This window comes from Amazonocrinis nigriterrae CENA67, assembly GCF_016056305.1.
In the GTDB taxonomy this organism is placed as follows: domain Bacteria; phylum Cyanobacteriota; class Cyanobacteriia; order Cyanobacteriales; family Nostocaceae; genus Amazonocrinis; species Amazonocrinis nigriterrae.
Genome location: NZ_JAECZC010000029.1, coordinates 175,138 through 191,678 on the forward strand (window position 1 = coordinate 175,138; position 16,541 = coordinate 191,678).

At 42.3% G+C, this 16,541-nt stretch carries 13 protein-coding genes and 1 pseudogene; 8 read left to right on the forward strand and 6 right to left on the reverse strand.

Annotation, left to right across the window (positions count from 1 at the left end):
* Window positions 1–35: 35 nt before the first annotated feature.
* Both I8748_RS16660 and I8748_RS36280 read right to left on the reverse strand, forming a co-directional pair.
* Window positions 36–2,105, reverse strand: coding sequence for a tetratricopeptide repeat protein (locus tag I8748_RS16660; RefSeq protein WP_404800323.1), 2,070 nt, complete (start codon window positions 2,103–2,105; stop codon window positions 36–38).
* A 261-nt stretch (window positions 2,106–2,366) separates the two neighbouring features.
* A pseudogene (locus I8748_RS36280) lies at window positions 2,367–2,726 on the reverse strand (hypothetical protein); the annotation flags it as partial.
* A 257-nt stretch (window positions 2,727–2,983) separates the two neighbouring features.
* On the opposite strand from I8748_RS36280, the gene I8748_RS16665 reads away from it, so the two are divergent.
* From I8748_RS16665 to I8748_RS16675, 3 genes are all read left to right on the forward strand, one after another.
* Entirely contained in the window at window positions 2,984–3,217 is a 234-nt protein-coding gene (locus tag I8748_RS16665; RefSeq protein ID WP_198125688.1) for a hypothetical protein, read from the forward strand.
* 401 nt (window positions 3,218–3,618) lie between these two features.
* A complete protein-coding gene (locus I8748_RS16670) occupies window positions 3,619–4,518 on the forward strand; it encodes a S1 family peptidase (protein ID WP_214662597.1) in 900 nt (299 codons plus the stop codon).
* Window positions 4,519–4,605: 87 nt separating this feature from the next.
* On the forward strand, window positions 4,606–4,971 hold the full coding sequence (locus I8748_RS16675; protein ID WP_198125690.1) for a hypothetical protein: 366 nt from the start codon (window positions 4,606–4,608) through the stop codon (window positions 4,969–4,971).
* Between the two features lie 36 nt (window positions 4,972–5,007).
* On the opposite strand, the gene I8748_RS16680 is transcribed toward I8748_RS16675, so the two are convergent.
* Window positions 5,008–5,655: a Uma2 family endonuclease gene (locus tag I8748_RS16680; protein WP_198125691.1), complete on the reverse strand. Its 648-nt coding sequence runs from the start codon at window positions 5,653–5,655 to the stop codon at window positions 5,008–5,010.
* 95 nt (window positions 5,656–5,750) lie between these two features.
* Here I8748_RS16680 and I8748_RS16685 point away from each other — a divergent pair, with 95 nt between their 5' ends.
* Both I8748_RS16685 and I8748_RS16690 read left to right on the forward strand, forming a co-directional pair.
* Window positions 5,751–6,389, forward strand: a complete 639-nt coding sequence (locus I8748_RS16685) for a histidine phosphatase family protein (RefSeq protein ID WP_198125692.1) — start codon at window positions 5,751–5,753, stop codon at window positions 6,387–6,389.
* 374 nt (window positions 6,390–6,763) lie between these two features.
* Window positions 6,764–7,645: an N-acetylmuramoyl-L-alanine amidase gene (locus tag I8748_RS16690; protein WP_198125693.1), complete on the forward strand. Its 882-nt coding sequence runs from the start codon at window positions 6,764–6,766 to the stop codon at window positions 7,643–7,645.
* Window positions 7,646–7,740: 95 nt separating this feature from the next.
* Here the strand turns inward: I8748_RS16690 and ribBA are convergent, their stop codons facing one another.
* Window positions 7,741–9,510 (reverse strand): bifunctional 3,4-dihydroxy-2-butanone-4-phosphate synthase/GTP cyclohydrolase II, encoded by a 1,770-nt coding sequence (gene ribBA, locus I8748_RS16695; RefSeq protein ID WP_198125694.1) that lies wholly within the window; start codon window positions 9,508–9,510, stop codon window positions 7,741–7,743.
* Window positions 9,511–10,173: 663 nt separating this feature from the next.
* On the opposite strand from ribBA, the gene argC reads away from it, so the two are divergent.
* Complete coding sequence (gene argC / locus I8748_RS16700; RefSeq protein ID WP_198125695.1) at window positions 10,174–11,232, forward strand: N-acetyl-gamma-glutamyl-phosphate reductase; 1,059 nt, start codon at window positions 10,174–10,176, stop codon at window positions 11,230–11,232.
* Window positions 11,233–11,305: 73 nt separating this feature from the next.
* On the opposite strand, the gene eno is transcribed toward argC, so the two are convergent.
* Window positions 11,306–12,595 carry a phosphopyruvate hydratase gene (gene eno, locus I8748_RS16705; protein ID WP_198125696.1) on the reverse strand — a complete coding sequence of 430 codons (1,290 nt, stop codon included), beginning with the start codon at window positions 12,593–12,595 and terminating at the stop codon, window positions 11,306–11,308.
* Window positions 12,596–12,835: 240 nt separating this feature from the next.
* Here eno and gloA point away from each other — a divergent pair, with 240 nt between their 5' ends.
* Window positions 12,836–13,270 (forward strand): lactoylglutathione lyase, encoded by a 435-nt coding sequence (gene gloA, locus I8748_RS16710; protein ID WP_198125697.1) that lies wholly within the window; start codon window positions 12,836–12,838, stop codon window positions 13,268–13,270.
* 189 nt (window positions 13,271–13,459) lie between these two features.
* Here the strand turns inward: gloA and I8748_RS16715 are convergent, their stop codons facing one another.
* Window positions 13,460–13,609, reverse strand: coding sequence for a hypothetical protein (locus I8748_RS16715; RefSeq protein ID WP_198125698.1), 150 nt, complete (start codon window positions 13,607–13,609; stop codon window positions 13,460–13,462).
* A 170-nt stretch (window positions 13,610–13,779) separates the two neighbouring features.
* On the opposite strand from I8748_RS16715, the gene clpB reads away from it, so the two are divergent.
* Entirely contained in the window at window positions 13,780–16,449 is a 2,670-nt protein-coding gene (gene clpB / locus I8748_RS16720; RefSeq protein WP_198125699.1) for an ATP-dependent chaperone ClpB, read from the forward strand.
* The last annotated feature ends 92 nt before the right edge of the window (window positions 16,450–16,541 follow it).

Consider the following 16,541-nt stretch of genomic DNA (forward strand, 5'->3'; position numbering starts at 1 on the left):
AGTTGTAGAGGCGTATTACTATACGCCTCTATGATTTAATTACTCAAGTTGCGATTTTCTAAGAAACTTGTCAAATTTTCCTTGATTGCGATCGTCTGGGGATGATTTTTTCCTAGCCGTTGTTCATAAATTTCCAAAGCTTGTAAGTACAGGGTTTCAGCTTCGCTATATCTGCCTTGGGATTCGTAGAGTCCTGCTAGATTGTTGAGGCTAGCGGCGATAACTGGGTGTTCCTCTCCTAGCAGCTTACGCCTGAGTGCCAAAGCTTGGATGTACAGTGGTTCAGCTTGGCTATATCTGTCTTGAGAATAGTAGAGGTACGCTAGGTTATTGAGGCTAGTGGCGACATCTGGGTGTTCTTCTCCTAGCAGCTTGCGTCTGAGTGCCAAAGCTTGGATGTAAAGGGGTTCGGCTTCGCTGTATCTACCTTGGGATTGGTAGAGTAACGCTAGGTTGTTGAGGCTAGTGGCGACATCTGGGTGTTCCTCTCCTAGCAGCTTGTGTCTGAGTGCCAAAGCTTGGATATAAAGGGGTTCGGCCTCGCTGTATCTGCCTTGGGAGTAGTAGAGTCCTGCTAGGTTGTTGAGGCTAGTGGCGACAGCTGGGTGTTCTTCTGGTAGCACCTTACGCCTAAGTGCCAAAGCTTGGATGTAAAGAGGTTCAGCTTCGCTGTATCTACCTTGGGATTTGTAAAGTAACGCTAGGTTATTAAGGCTATTGGCGACAACTGGGTGTTCTTCTGGTAGCACCTTACGCCTAAGTGCCAAAGCTTGGATGTTCAGGGATTCAGCTTCGCTGTATCTGCCTTGAGATTTGTAGAGTAACGCTAGGTTGTTGAGGCTATTGGCGACAACTGGGTGTTCTTTTCCTAAGCGTTTTTTGGTAACTTCTAGACATTGCTCAAACCAAGGCGCTGCTTTGTCATACAATCCTTGACCATTGTAAAACGAAGCGTTACCGATAAATGTCCAAATTAAATCATCATCACTGACGTATTCAATGAGACGATTTGCTACTTCAGCTATATGAGGTATTGCAGGGGAAACAGCAGTGATTTCCTCAAGGGTTGGAGTTTGAGGAATCTCCTTTGCAACTGCTACCATTACCCGACAAAGCGATCGCTTTAATTCTTCTGCTTGCTCTAAACCTGTAAGCTTATATTGGAAAAACTCGCGCACTAGCGGATGCAGTTGGTAGATTCCTTCAGCCTTTCGCTGGAGTAAATGCAAATTCAACAACTTATCATCTCTAATTTCCTCTATTTCTTCCTCGTCTTTTTCTGGTAAACACTGTTCTACTAAATACCAAGGTATAGGGGCGGCAGCAAATATACTCAGTAAACAGCCGAGTTGCTTATCTGCATCTGCTAATTCCTGCCAACTCAATTCAAAAGCTTCTAACGTACCCCTTTGTGAAGTCATGTCAGCTTCTGGTTCAGCAAGGGCAGCTTGTTCTAGCCGCTTTTTTTGCAACCGCCGCAACATTTCTGCCAAAGTTAAATCCTGTTTTCGCGCCAGATATCGCCCCACCAACTCCAAAGCCAGAGGCAAATATCCAAGCCATCCAGCCAATTGATTTGCTACAGTTAATTCTCGCTCAATTCGCTCTGGTGTTTCTTTGAGTAAAGACTTTAATAACTCCAACCCTACCTCTGGTTGCAGCACATCCAAGGATAGTTGTGCTATGCGTCCCAAGTGCTGACGTGTGGTAATCAAAACCTTAAATCGAGAAGATGACGGTGGTAGGTAAATGTAGACTTGTTGGTAGTCAGTGACATCATCTAGCACCAATAGCACATCACCATCACACCAACGCGAAAAACAGTACTGTACTTGTGCGAGTAAATCTAAGTCTTCTGGTGGGTTAACGTCAAAGTGGGTTCTAGCAAACTGCACAATTTGAATCCCTACATCCCCAACTCTGACAAACAACCAGCAAATACCACCGTTGTAGGTTTCGCGGTAGGTGATTGCATATTGCAGTGCAAGTTCTGTTTTACCAACACCGCCCATTCCAGCGATCGCCGCGATCGCTACCCGGTCATTTTGCTGTAATATCTGGTGCAGGGTTTGCAGTTCTTTTTCACGTCCGACAAACTTCACCACTCCACTTAAAGGAATGTTCTGGTAGCAGGTTGTTTGTAAAGAGGCAATTTCTATGTAGGTCGTATCAATAGAGTCATTTTGCTGCAACACTTGATGCAGAGTTTGAAGTTCGTCTTCTTGTCCAAAAAACTTCTTCACTCCACTCAAAGAAATATTTTCGTAGTGGCTTGGTTCTACAGAAGCAATTTGTGCCATATTTTCAGATACAGCCGCAGGCTTTCTAGCTTTAGACCTTGCTGGTTGGCGGTTAGCCCACTCAATATCAAACTGTCCCAAATTTTTTTCTATATCCCTAGACCACAATTTCAACTTGAAGTACCAGTCTTCTGAACCTCGAGGATGGACGCGGATATCTTCTAGAACTCCTAAGAAATTTTGCAGTAGCCTCAAAGCTTCCCTGATTTGTTCTTTGCTTAAATTACCAGGGTATTTATCTAGCACTGTCAATTCTTGTAAATATCTCAACTTTGTCTTGACAACTAGATCAGTCTGAGTTTGCCATGTAAAATTGGTTTCTTGGGCTTGATCATACTCGAATTCTTGAGCAACGTAGGTGAGTATCGCTTCCAACAAACGCCTCACCCGCTTTCGCACCTCATCACCATAAGAATATCTAGGCATCAGTCAAGTCCAGAAACAGCCCTATAAAGTTTGGGGATACCCCAATTTTTTCAACTACCCCAAACTTTATAACCTATGTTATGTATGGATTATATTCATTTAACTTTTTTGTTGCTTTGGTGTAGCACCCCAATATTACCTTAAATTTATCAAAAGGGCTAAATATATCTATTTCTAAGTATTTTTGCTTTGAACAGTACTTTTGTAAATCCTTAACAACTTTTGTTCCAAATAGCCTACTCAAAAGGTGAAATGAGATGAATCACAAACAAATAGCAACCAAAGAGCAGGCCCGCGAAGCAAAAAAGGAAGTGCTATCTAAAATTAGCGATAGACCTGAGCTAACAGGTGTGGGCATTAATCGCTCTGGAGATGGTTATTCTGTAAAAGTTCACCTCTCTCAACCTCTACCCAAGGATGTTAATATACCATCAAGAGTGAACAATGTAGTAGTAGAAGCTGAAATTGTTGGTACAGCTTACGCTTTTTGATCAAAAATCATTAAATTTTTAGAAAAAATCATAACACTAGAATTGTGGATAGAAGCTTCACACACGCTCCTATCCACAGTTTTTTATATAAAAACACCTTTGTTTAAGATATTATACTTAAATCACTGGTAAGGCTTTTATCAAGATATTATACCCAAGTAGGTAGGCAGGAATAAACCCAACTATATTACGAAATGTAAACGTATCGAAAAACCTTATTAATGACAATTGACGGGCCTGACCAGTTAACTTTATTCGCACCGACCTACTTCAATAGTAATCAATCAGCTAGTAAAGTCATGCACCTGGAAAACGTCCAAGAGCTAAAAAAACTTGCTACTAACAAAGTTGGACAGAATTTGATTAGGCCTTATTCATCGTATTCTTATAGGAATGAAACGTTGCCTATACCCCCAGCTTTAGGAATTCACCTAAGCGGGAAAAGAAATTACAAGCTTGCTATACACATACCTGACAAATCACATCTTGAACTGATTCAACCAGTTGTGGAGATGGCTAAGGGAGAGATCAATGTACAAATTACTGGCCCTGTGTATCCACAAACTTTGGTAAAACAACATTATAAACGTCCTTTATGCATTGGAATATCTATATCTCATTCAGATCCACTTGCTGGCACAGGGACTCTTGGGTGCTTTGTCAGAAAGCGGGGTGAATCAGAACTACTAATCTTGAGTAATAATCATGTCTTAGCGAATACTAATAATGCACAAATTGGTGATGCTATCATCCAACCAGCAAGAGAAGATGATGGGAAAGAAGATACAGACCAGATTGCTAGTTTAAAAGAGTTTGTTCCCCTCAAGACTGGCGAGATGAACTTTATTGATGCCGCCACTGCCACAGTAAAAAATACTGCTGTAGGACAAATAAGTGAACTCAGTGGTATTTGTTCGTTGAAAGGCTTTTACAATCAACAAGAGTTTGAGAATGTCGTAGATGATGATTCTCATGAGTTCATGGTTGCCAAGGTAGGACGGAGAACTGGACTCACTTGGGGGCAAATTATTGACTACGATATGGATTATGTGCCAGTGCCTTACAACCGAGAGCTAAATAATTGTATATTTAACAACTTAATTACAATTGAAGGAAATGGAAATAAAGCATTCAGTCGGCGAGGGGATAGCGGTTCAATTATTGTAGATCAAGATGGTTATGCAATTGGTTTACTTTTCGCAGGCACAGATATGGGAGGAGGTAACGGTTGTGGAATAACTTATGCTATTCCTATAAGTGAAGTTTTAAAAGAGTTAGATTTAGAGCTAGCACTTACATAAAAAATTGATTTATAAGACTAGGTTGAATTGATATAAATCATAAATTTTTAGCTGTAATTTCGTCTAAATTATTTGAGGAAATTGAGTATGTCAGAACTAGATAACTTTAATATAGACACTTTCCAACAACAAGTTATCAAAGCTGTAGAATTGATATCTTTTTCCGAATCTTTGGATAAATCGCAGATTAGAGCCTTTTCAAGTGGGTCTGAAAAATTACAACATGAAGCTGAGGAATTAGTTCAAAGAAAAGACGTTAGACAATATATTTGTCCAGCTTTACAGAGTTTGACTAATGATACTTTTGAAATTGCAAATCAGATATTACCTATACTCATTGGTGCAGTATTAGCAGGCACTTTAATGATTCCATTAGATCCAATGTTCTTTGGCTGGATTATAGTAGCGATCGCTAAGGCAGGAACAGCCAGTTTATGTGCTGATTATCAATAGGATTACAAAAAGGTAACTCGGTAAAAAATCAAGAAGTTATAACTGTTGTATTTGCTGTTGCACCCAAAGCCGAAAAGCTTTAATTATCTTATTTGTGTCTGCGGTGAAACTTTGCCTGAGATACTCAGGTATCGCCTCAATTAATGGAAATCTAGGAAAATTTAAGCTTTGTTGAGATTCTACATAAACCCCATCTAGTAAAATATTTATTTGTAATTGTCCCTGATAAAAACGCCAAATTTCAGGTACTTTTAGCGCTTCATAAATATGCAGATGAGTCCGACCACTGATATCAACTTCTAAGGCTAAATTTGGAGTTTGGTCTACTGTTAAATCTAATCGCTGGTTGCGCTCAAATTGGAAATCATTTTTTATATAAAAACATAGGTCAGGTTCTATTGCTTGAGCTATAACTTCGTTTTTAAAAGTAGTAGAACCCAGACTCATAAACTCAATATCCAGTTCTTCTAGTAGCGCCTTAATCAAATCTCCAATAATTTCCTTATCATATTCATGTTCTGGCAGTGGTGCCATAATTTCTAATGTTCCCTTGTCATAAGCAATTCGTGTTGCACGGTGTTCTCCTAATTCATCGAGAATGATTTCTAATTCTTGCCATGTGACATCACATAGCAGCACTCTTTGTCCCGGTGGAACATGAATGCGCTTTAATTCCAATAACATTATTTCTACCGCCGATAACTCCCTAAAATTAGGTTACTCTAGTTGGGTGATATCTTGCTGTCAACTTCCAAATTCAAACTTCGTGAGATCAAACCTTGAGCCTACATCTTTATTTACTCCGTCATGGACAAACAGAATGCAGCCGTACTAATGCTTTTTGCGGTTCCATAGACTCAGAACTTACCCCAGAAGGCTTAGAAATGGCAAAAGCTTTTGCTACTGCATACAAATCTCTTCCTTGGAGTGCTATTTTTTGCAGTCCTATGCAGCGAACTATCGAGACAGCAAAACCTCTGTATACAGCAATAGGGATGGAACCACAACTGCGGGATGGTTTGAAGGAAATTAATTATGGCAAGTGGGAAGGAAAAACACCAGAAGTAATCAGTCAAGAATATCACGATGATTATATTCGCTGGTCAGCCGATCCCGCTTGGTATGCGCCAACTGGTGGAGAAATAGCAGTCACAATTGCTTCTCGCGCTATGCAGGTAATTGAAGAAATCAAACATCTCTACAGCAATGGCAATGTTTTGGTAGTTTCTCACAAAGCAACTATCAGAATAATTTTGTGTAGTTTGTTGGGAATTGATGTAGGACGTTTTCGTTTTCGTTTAGGATGCCCTGTGGGGTCAGTCAGTGTTGTAGAATTTACTTTGCATGGGCCACTGTTAAATGCTTTGGCAGATCGCACTCATTTAGATGAGCAGTTACGAAATTTACCTGGTACATAAGTAATTGGTGAACTCTAAGAAAAAAATTATCCTGGTTACTGCTTCGCAGAACTCTAAGAGCAGCAGCTTGCCGTTCACTGTTAGGTGTTCCTACAGGGTAGGCTACCACCAAGACGTAGAGAACGCCAAGAATTCATAGAGTATATTTAAGTCTTAATACAATTTCACTCCATAACAGCTTCACTCTTATATCCACTCTATCTGAAGCAACAATATAGAGACATAAATATATAGCTGAAATAGTCCACAAGAAAGAGGAAATACTTAAAATTAATATCTAACATAATAGCACTTTCAAATAGTATTACTATCTTACTTTGTGAGTAAAATTAATAAACAAATTTATTTTTAACGATTTTATAAATACTAAAAAAATGAAGTTTAGAGACTGGGCAACTAGGGTACTATTTATTTCTCTAATGTTCACTGCTTTGATTTTGGCAGTGTTTGCAGGTAAAGGCACAAAACTATCAAATAATCCAACAAATAATACAATAATATCAAATCCAGAAATTCCAATTGTAAACCAATATCCCCAAATAGATTTACAATCAAAAAACCAAGCTAGCAAATCCCAAAATCTGCTCAAATCCCCAGTTAAAAAGAATAAAGTTTCTGGAAGATACAGAACTACTGAAGCTTTTGCAAAATACAGACCACCATATGAAATTGCCTCAGTACACCCAAGCAACTATGGAGAACGGTATGCCCAAGATGTTAATGGTATACCCGTAAAAAATCAAGCGATTATTGTCCTTCACGAAACTGGTTATTCCGCCTCTAGTGCTATTAATTTTTTTCAATCACCCCATGAAGAGAATGAAAGTATTCAAGCGAGTTACCACACCTTAATTAAGCTTGATGGAACGATTGTTTATCTAGTCCCGCCAGAAAAACGCGCTTTTGGAGCAGCAAATTCAGTATTTAATGGTATTGATGGGCCTGAGACTGTGCAGACTAACCCGAATTTGGCATCATCAGTCAATAATTTTGCTTACCACGTTTCTTTAGAAACTCCCCCAGATGGTCGTGGAGATAACATAAAATTTCACAGTGGTTACACACAAGCTCAATATAATTCACTCGCTTGGTTAATTGCTCAAAGTCAAGTTCCAGACGATCGCATCACTACGCACAAAGAAGTAGATCGTTCAGGTCAAAAAATTGACCCAGTAAATTTTGATTTTGATAAATTCCTCAACTTACTGCATACTTTTCGGCAACTAAGTCCAGTTTATCGGGCAGCGGGGGGATGAGGAAGATGAGGGAGATGAGGGGGGTGAGGGAGATAGGGAATAACAACTGACAACTGACAACTGACAACTAACTCCTCACTCCTCACTCAGCACTTTCATTTACTAAAGCTGTAAATTTGCTGTTTCTCCAAGCGATCGCTAATTGATGAAGGTAGCACATCTAAAGAGAAAGTCTGCCGATCAAGTTGGACTTGCAAATTAGCCAGAGGATCGCTACCTGAAGAAATCAGAAATTCTAGCTTTTGGATGTAAGGAAAAGCTGCTAATTTATCCAGAATTTGGAAGATTGCTTGCAAGTAAGGATGATTACTTTGCTTATACCAATCACAACTTGCCACTTTTGGTTGGTCAAAACCCAAGTGTACTGTCAATGATGGCTCGTCAAACAAAGCAAGACCCAAAGGACGCGCTTCTTCTTGCAACAATAAATCATAACTCCTCACAAGATGACGCAATTTTTCTAAACGCTCATAGCGTTTCGTCACCAATTGCGGGTCATCTTGCCAGTGAAGCGCTACTGTTACTAAATAGGTTTGTAACAGCATATGACCGAGCTTTTTCGCCTTTGTTGCTAGGTAATAAGAATTGTAATCGTTTGCCTCAATCAACAAAGGCACGCGATCGACTACTTCTAACCCATAGCCTTTAACCCCCGCAATTTTACGGGGATTATTGGTAATCAGGCGAATCTTTTTCACACCTAAATCCATGAGCATTTGCGCTCCCATACCGTAGTCGCGCAAATCAGCGGGAAATCCTAAGCGCTCGTTTGCCTCGACTGTATCCAGTCCCATATCCTGTAACGAGTAGGCTTTGAGCTTATTAATTAAGCCAATTCCTCGTCCTTCTTGTCGCAGGTAAACGACCACACCTTGATCAGCACTTTCAATCATTTTCAGTGCTGCTTGCAGTTGCATTCGACAGTCACAACGCAAAGAACCCAAAGCATCACCAGTTAAACATTCTGAATGCATCCGCACCATCACCGGTTCATCTTGGAAATGTGCGGGGTCGCCCTTGACAATGGCAACATGTTCCGAGCCATCGAGAGTGTGGCGATAAGCGTAGATTTGAAAGTGACCGAACTGGGTAGGTAATTCGGCAATACTTTCGCGGATCACCAAGCGATCGTGTTGTAAACGATAACTAATTAAATCGGCAATACTGATAATTTTTAACTGGTGATTGCGAGCATATTCAAATAGCTGGGGTAACCGCGCCATTGAACCGTCGGGGTTTTGAATTTCACAAATCACCCCCGCCGGGTACAGCCCTGCTAATCGTGCTAAGTCAACGCCCGCCTCCGTATGTCCTGCCCGTTTGAGTACGCCTCCTTCCTTCGCCCGAATGGGGAAAATATGACCAGGACGACGTAAATCTAGAGGTTTTGTAGCTGGATTCAGAGCAACTTGGATAGTCCGGGCACGGTCTTCTGCTGAGATGCCAGTACTTACACCTAGATGGGGGCCTGCATCAATACTAACTGTAAAAGCGGTCTGGTTAGTATCTGTAATATTGCTCACCATTAAGGGTAAGTCTAATTCATCCAAGCGATCGCCAGTCATCGCCAGACAAATCAGCCCTCTTGCTTCCACCGCCATAAAATTGATCGTGTCGGGTGTAGCAAATTGAGCAGCACAAATTAAGTCGCCTTCGTTTTCCCTATTTTCGTCATCGACTACAACGATGACGCGACCTGCTTTCAAATCTGCTAAAGCAGCATCAATCGAATCAAATTCAAAGCTTTGAGTTGAGGAGTGAGCGCTGTCAGTAGTGTTTCCTAATTCAGGAACCACATTCAAGCGAGCATCTTCCCCATTGGGGGGAGTAGCATGAGACTGCGGTGTAGGTTTAGGCGTTGACACAGAGGATTTCCGGCTACCAAAAGTAAATTTTTTTAACAATTTCTTCTTTTAAATTGTAGCTCGTTTATACGGCACAGAAGTAGACTAGCAATGATTTGATATCATGGCGAAATTTCTATCGCTAAAATTGGCGTTGAGTACTAAAGTGTAGCGATCAGCAAAAGGCAGGAGGTGAAGCAATGCGGTGAGGTAGCCCTCGTCTTGGTGCGGCTATTGTTTTGCGTAAGTCCTAATTTCCCTTTTTCCCAGCTACAACCGCCAATATTTGCATAAAGAAATATCAGATGAGCTTCTGTCCTCACAGGAAATTTCCTAAGCTCAGAAACTGGTGATAATCTTGCTGGTGAGAGTGTGAATATCGCCGTAACCCAAGTTTGGAGCTACAAATACTCCAGCTTGTTTAAATGGTGCTTTTTGCACCTTGTGTCTGGTAACTGACAAGTAGGTAAGCAGGAATAAATATAACTCTGTACAAAGGTGTAAAAATATCTAAAAACCTTACCAATGAAGAATGACGCCACTTGCAAAGGCTACCTCACCGGACTGCCTTGCCAACGCTGTGGCTCACAAATGATGGTCTTGACAAGTTAACTTTATTTTGCCGACCTACTTAGTTGATAACTGATAACGAATTAACCAAAAACGGATAAGGATTTCATAATCATGGGCAATTCAAGACGCGTACCTGTTGGAATTGTTGGCGCGTCAGGCTATGGCGGAGTACAGCTAGTGCGATTACTGATGGAACATCCAGAAGTCGAACTAGTTTATTTAGGCGGTGAGAGTAGTGCGGGAAAATCCTTTGCGGATCTCTACCCACATTTAGCTCATGCTGTGAACTTGCCAATAGAGGCTGTAGAACCGGAAATCATTGCTGACCGTTGTGAAGTAGTGTTTCTCTCTTTACCCAATGGTCTGGCTTGCCAAATTGCACCGAAACTGGTGGAAAAAGGACGTAAAGTACTAGATTTGAGTGCGGATTATCGATTTAGTGAGTTGGCAACTTACACCACATGGTATGGTACCGAAAGAAGCGATCGTGCCATTGCCGCCACAGCAGTGTATGGATTACCAGAACTTTATCGCGATCGCATTGCCGAAGCACAACTAATTGGCTGTCCTGGTTGCTATCCTACCGCCAGCCTTCTAGCACTGTCGCCGCTTCTTAAGCAAGGCTTAATCGTGCCAGAAACCGCCATCATTGATGCTAAATCTGGTACATCTGGCGGCGGACGACAAGCCAAAGTCAACTTATTGCTAGCTGAAGCAGATAATTCATTAGCAGCATACAATGTCGCTCGTCACCGCCATACCCCTGAAATAGAGCAAATATGCAGCAATTTAGCGGGTCACGAAGTCACAGTTCAATTTACACCCCATCTCATCCCAATGGTACGTGGGATTTTAGCCACCGTATATGCCACACTGCGCGACCCTGGATTAGTCAGAGATGACTTACACACAATTTACACAGCTTTCTACCGTAATTCTCCTTGGGTGAGAGTCTGCGAAAGTGGCGTATATCCGCAAACCAAGTGGGCAAGTGGCAGCAATCTTTGTTATATCGGTGTAGAAGTTGACCCACGCACTGGCCGTGTGATTGTCATGTCAGCCATTGACAACTTGATAAAAGGTCAGGCAGGTCAAGCAATTCAGTGTTTGAACATTATGATGGGCTGGGATGAAACCTTGGGGTTGCCCAAGTTGGGATTTTATCCGTAATGGGGCATGGGGCATTGGGCATGGGGCATTGGGCATTGCTCCCCTGCTCCCTTGCACCCCTGCCCCCCTGCCTTTACTTCGGCCCTAATCCCACAGAACCAGCATACAGGGCGCGATCGCCTAGTTCATCTTCAATGCGTAGTAAGCGATTGTATTTTGCCACTCGTTCACTACGACACAGAGAACCTGTCTTGATTTGACCTGCACGGGTGGCTACGGCTAAATCAGCAATGGTTGTGTCTTCGGTTTCACCAGAACGATGGCTAATTACTGACCGGAAACCATTGCGAGTTGCCAAATCAATAGTTTCCAAAGTCTCGGTGAGTGAACCAATTTGATTGAGTTTAATCAAAATGGCGTTACCAGCTTTTTGCTCAATACCTTTTTGCAAGCGTATAGCATTAGTTACAAACAAGTCATCGCCTACCAGCTGCACCCGTGAACCTAACTTTTGGGTCAGCAATTGCCAATTTTGCCAATCTTCTTCGTGTAACCCATCCTCAATTGACACAATGGGATACTGATCAACCAATTGCCCTAAGTAATCAATAAACTCTGTAGGAGCATGTGGTTTCCCATCGTAAACATATTGCCCATCTTTGTAAAACTCACTAGCTGCGACATCCAGCGCCAGGGCAACTTGTTCTCCTGGTTTGTAACCAGCCTTTTCAATGGCAGCCACCAATAATTCTAAAGCTACCTGATTGGACTCCAAGTTAGGAGCAAAGCCGCCTTCATCGCCTACGCCTGTCAGTAAACCCTTATCATCCAAAACTTTGCTGAGAGTAGCAAACACCTCCGCGCCCCAGCGTAACGCTTCCTTAAAAGAAGATGCGCCGATGGGGACAATCATAAACTCTTGAAAATCCACATTGTTGGCAGCGTGTGCCCCACCGTTAATCACATTCATCAACGGTACAGGTAACAAATTTGCTAAAGGGCCACCTAAGTAGCGATACAAAGGAATTGCCAAAGCCTCAGCACCAGCTTTGGCGGCTGCCAGGGAAACCGCTAAAATCGCATTAGCACCTAAATTGGATTTGTTGCCAGAACCATCCAGGGCAATCATTGTCCGGTCTATGAGTTCTTGGTTGAGGGCATCCAAGTTTAACAATTTTGGGGTAAATACCTCCTTGACATTTTGTACCGCCTTGAGTACGCCTTTGCCTCCATAACGACTTTTATCGCCGTCACGCAATTCGTGGGCTTCAAAAGTACCCGTAGAGGCACCACTGGGAACCTGTGCTAGTCCCACAGCACCATTGGCTAAATGCACTTCGGCTTCAATTGTCGGTCTACCTCGTGAATCCAGAATTTCGCGGGCAGCGATCGCTTCAATGGCAGTATCTAGAATGTTACTCATCTGTGTTTTTCCTTTCTTTAAGGGCGTTCTTACTTGTTGAGCGTATACAGTCCAGTAAATGAACCCAATCGCTAGCATAGGCTTTCAGAGGACTTTCTCGACTGAGATTAAAGAAGATTTCCAGATATGTGGTGAATTGCTGTTAGATGCACAAACTATAAATTTTAGGCAAGCGGGTAACTTCTGTAAAATATTGATTGGCAGAAATCCATATTTACAAAGGCACAACAAAAAATCATTATGCGATTACTACACACAATGCTGCGGGTAGGCAACCTTGAAGAGTCTTTGAAATTTTACTGCGAACTCCTGGGAATGAAATTACTGCGGCGAAAAGATTATCCAGGAGGAGAATTTACCTTAGCTTTTATCGGCTATGGCGATGAAAGCAACAACACAGTGCTAGAACTCACTTACAACTGGGGGGTAGACAAATACGAATTAGGTAATGCTTATGGTCATATTGCCCTTGGTGTTGATGATATTTATGCTACCTGTGAGGAAATCAAAAATCGTGGTGGTAAAGTAGTACGGGAACCAGGGCCAATGAAACATGGTTCCACAGTAATTGCTTTCATCGAAGATCCAGATGGTTACAAAGTTGAACTGATTCAACTAGGAACTCAAGGATCAGCCCAGAAATCGGAAGCACAAGAACAACTTGTGAGTCAGTAAGCTCTTGAGCAGGGGAGCAGGGGAGCAGGGGAGCAGGGGAGCAGGGGGGATGAGGGAGATGAGGGAAAATAACCATTTCCCATTTTCCATACCCAATGCCCAATTCCCCATTGCCCCTTATCCCCAGAGGGGGCCCCGAGTTCCCCATTCCCAATCTCAGTAATATCGGAATGGTGTTTTCGTTTTAAATTAAGGAATAGGTAGTTGCTCAAGCGATCGCCAATTACTCATCTCAAATTGTAACCGCAGATACATGCTGATACAGGCTAATAGTGTTTCGATAATTATTTGGTGAGTAGTCTCTGGAAAAGAATCAAGTATCAAGGATGAAGTATGCAATTTTCAGTCTACTCTAGACTATAGGAACGCCTCTGTTATACGCGAACTTCCTGTATCGTGAAAAAGTCGCTTGCAATTGAGCATAGAAAGTTTTTAGCTCTCCTCACTAACCAATTTTTACACTAAACTTCAAATCTAAAATCCAAAATCTAAAATCCAAAATTATAAAGATGCAGCCTACAGATCCCGATAAATTTACTGATCAAGCCTGGGACGCAATTGTTAAATCTCAGGATATAGTCCGTGCATATCAACAACAGCAATTAGATGTTGAACATTTAATGATTGCTCTGTTACAAGAGCCGACTAGTTTAACAATACGAATTTTAGCCAGAGCGGAGGCTGATCCGCTACGCTTGCAACAGCAACTAGAAGCTTTTACCCAACGTCAACCGAAAGTTGGCAAAAGTGACCAACTTTACCTCGGTCGCAGCTTGGATGTGATGTTAGACCGAGCTGAGGAACTAAGAGTGAAAATGGAAGATTCCCTCATCTCCGTGGAACACATACTCTTAGCTTTTGCTGAAGATGAACGAATCGGACGGCGGGTACTCAAAAGTTTTAACCTGGACATCACCAAGCTGGAAAGCTCAACGAAAGCTGTTCGTGGTAAGCAAAAGGTTACAGATAAAAATCCAGAGTCTCGGTATGAAGCCTTACAAAGATTTGGTAGGGACTTGACAGAACAGGCAAAAGCTGGAAAGCTCGACCCGGTGATTGGGCGAGATGAAGAAATTCGTCGGGTAATTCAGGTCTTGTCGCGACGTAGCAAAAATAACCCTGTATTAATTGGTGAACCTGGGGTAGGTAAAACCGCGATCGCCGAAGCACTGGCACAGCGGATGGTCAATGGCGATGTTCCCGAATCTCTCAAAGACCGTAAACTCATATCTTTAGATATCGGCAGTTTGATTGCTGGAGCTAAATTGCGGGGAGAATTTGAAGAACGTCTCAAAGCAGTTCTCAAGGAAGTTACGGAGTCTAACGGTAACATAGTTTTATTTATTGATGAACTGCACACCGTAGTTGGTACTGGTTCCAGCCAACAAGGGGCGATGGATGCGGGAAATTTACTCAAACCTATGCTGGCGCGGGGAGAACTGCGTTGCATTGGGGCGACGACCTTGGATGAATACCGCAAGCACATTGAAAAGGACGCAGCCCTAGAACGTCGCTTTCAGCAAGTATTTGTAGACCAGCCCAGCGTGGAAAATACTATTTCTATTTTGCGGGGGTTGAAAGAACGCTACGAAGTCCACCACAACGTCAAAATTTCTGATTCGGCGTTGGTAGCAGCTGCAACTTTGTCAGCACGGTACATTTCCGACCGCTTCTTGCCAGATAAAGCTATTGACTTGGTGGATGAGGCAGCCGCACAGTTGAAAATGGAAATTACTTCTAAACCAGCAGAATTAGAAGCTATCGACCGCCGCTTGATGCAGTTAGAAATGGAAAAGCTGTCATTGGCTGGAGAAGAAAAAACTATTTCCCCAACCAGAGAACGTTTAGAGCGAATAGAGCAAGAAATCGCGACTTTAACCGTAAAACAGCACCAATTCAATGAACAATGGCAAGGTGAAAAACAGCTATTGGAAGCCATCAGCGCTTTAAAGAAAGAAGAAGATGCTTTGCGGGTGCAAATCGAGCAAGCAGAACGTGCTTATGATTTAAATAAAGCTGCCCAGCTAAAGTATGGCAAATTGGAAGGAGTGCAGCGCGATCGCGAAGCCAAAGAAGCGGAACTTTTGAAAATTCAAAGCCTTGGTTCTACTTTGCTGCGTGAACAAGTCACTGAAGCTGATATTGCCGAAATCGTTGCTAAATGGACAGGAATCCCTGTAAATCGGCTTTTGGAATCGGAACGGCAAAAATTGTTGCAACTAGAACACCATTTGCATGAACGTGTCATTGGGCAAGAAGAAGCCGTAGCAGCAGTAGCAGCAGCAATTCGTCGCGCCCGTGCGGGAATGAAAGACCCTTCTCGCCCCATTGGTTCATTTTTGTTCATGGGGCCTACAGGTGTGGGTAAAACTGAACTTGCCCGCGCTTTAGCTCAGTTTCTCTTCGATTCTGATGATGCCTTGGTACGCCTGGATATGTCCGAGTATATGGAAAAACACTCGGTTTCTCGTCTAGTAGGAGCGCCCCCAGGATATGTAGGCTACGAAGAAGGCGGTCAACTTTCGGAAGTGGTTCGCCGTCATCCTTATTCAGTGGTACTTTTAGACGAAGTGGAAAAAGCACACTCAGATGTGTTTAATATTTTGTTACAAGTATTGGATGACGGTAGGATTACTGACTCACAGGGCAGAACGGTAGATTTTCGTAATACTGTGATTGTCATGACCAGTAACATTGGTAGCGAACATATCCTAGATGTATCTGGTGATGATACCAAGTATGACATGATGCGCGATCGTGTCACCGATGCTTTGCGATCGCATTTTCGCCCCGAATTTCTCAACCGTGTTGATGATATCATTCTCTTCCATACGCTCAGTCGCTCGGAAATGCGCCACATCATCCGCATTCAACTCAAGCGAGTAGAAAATCTTCTTAGAGAGCAAAAAATCTTTTTTGAAATTTCTGCATCTGCTTGTGATTATTTAGTAGAAACAGGCTATGACCCAGTTTATGGTGCGCGTCCACTGAAACGAGCAATTCAGCGACAAGTAGAAAACCCCCTCGCCACTAAGTTATTAGAAAACACTTTTATCTCTGGCGATACGATCATCATCGACAAAGGTGAAAAAGGTCTGACTTTTACTAAAAAATTATCCGTTAAGGTGACAACTCTCCAAACTATCGGAAACTTCTTGGAACCGTCATCTGAACTGTAAACAACAAAAAGTTAAAACATACACAAAACTACACACTGTAGCGGCTATTCATGAATAGCCGCTAAACCAAAATCATACCATTTCATGAAAAA

Bases quoted from the DNA above. Each gene is read 5' to 3' on its own strand.
- clpB (WP_198125699.1), top strand. From the start codon at position 13,780: ATGCAGCCTACAGATCCCGATAAATTTACTGATCAAGCCTGGGACGCA.
- eno (WP_198125696.1), bottom strand. From the start codon at position 12,595: ATGAGTAACATTCTAGATACTGCCATTGAAGCGATCGCTGCCCGCGAA.
- I8748_RS16675 (WP_198125690.1), top strand. From the start codon at position 4,606: ATGTCAGAACTAGATAACTTTAATATAGACACTTTCCAACAACAAGTT.
- gloA (WP_198125697.1), top strand. From the start codon at position 12,836: ATGCGATTACTACACACAATGCTGCGGGTAGGCAACCTTGAAGAGTCT.
- I8748_RS16680 (WP_198125691.1), bottom strand. From the start codon at position 5,655: ATGTTATTGGAATTAAAGCGCATTCATGTTCCACCGGGACAAAGAGTG.
- I8748_RS16690 (WP_198125693.1), top strand. From the start codon at position 6,764: ATGAAGTTTAGAGACTGGGCAACTAGGGTACTATTTATTTCTCTAATG.
- argC (WP_198125695.1), top strand. From the start codon at position 10,174: ATGGGCAATTCAAGACGCGTACCTGTTGGAATTGTTGGCGCGTCAGGC.
- I8748_RS16665 (WP_198125688.1), top strand. From the start codon at position 2,984: ATGAATCACAAACAAATAGCAACCAAAGAGCAGGCCCGCGAAGCAAAA.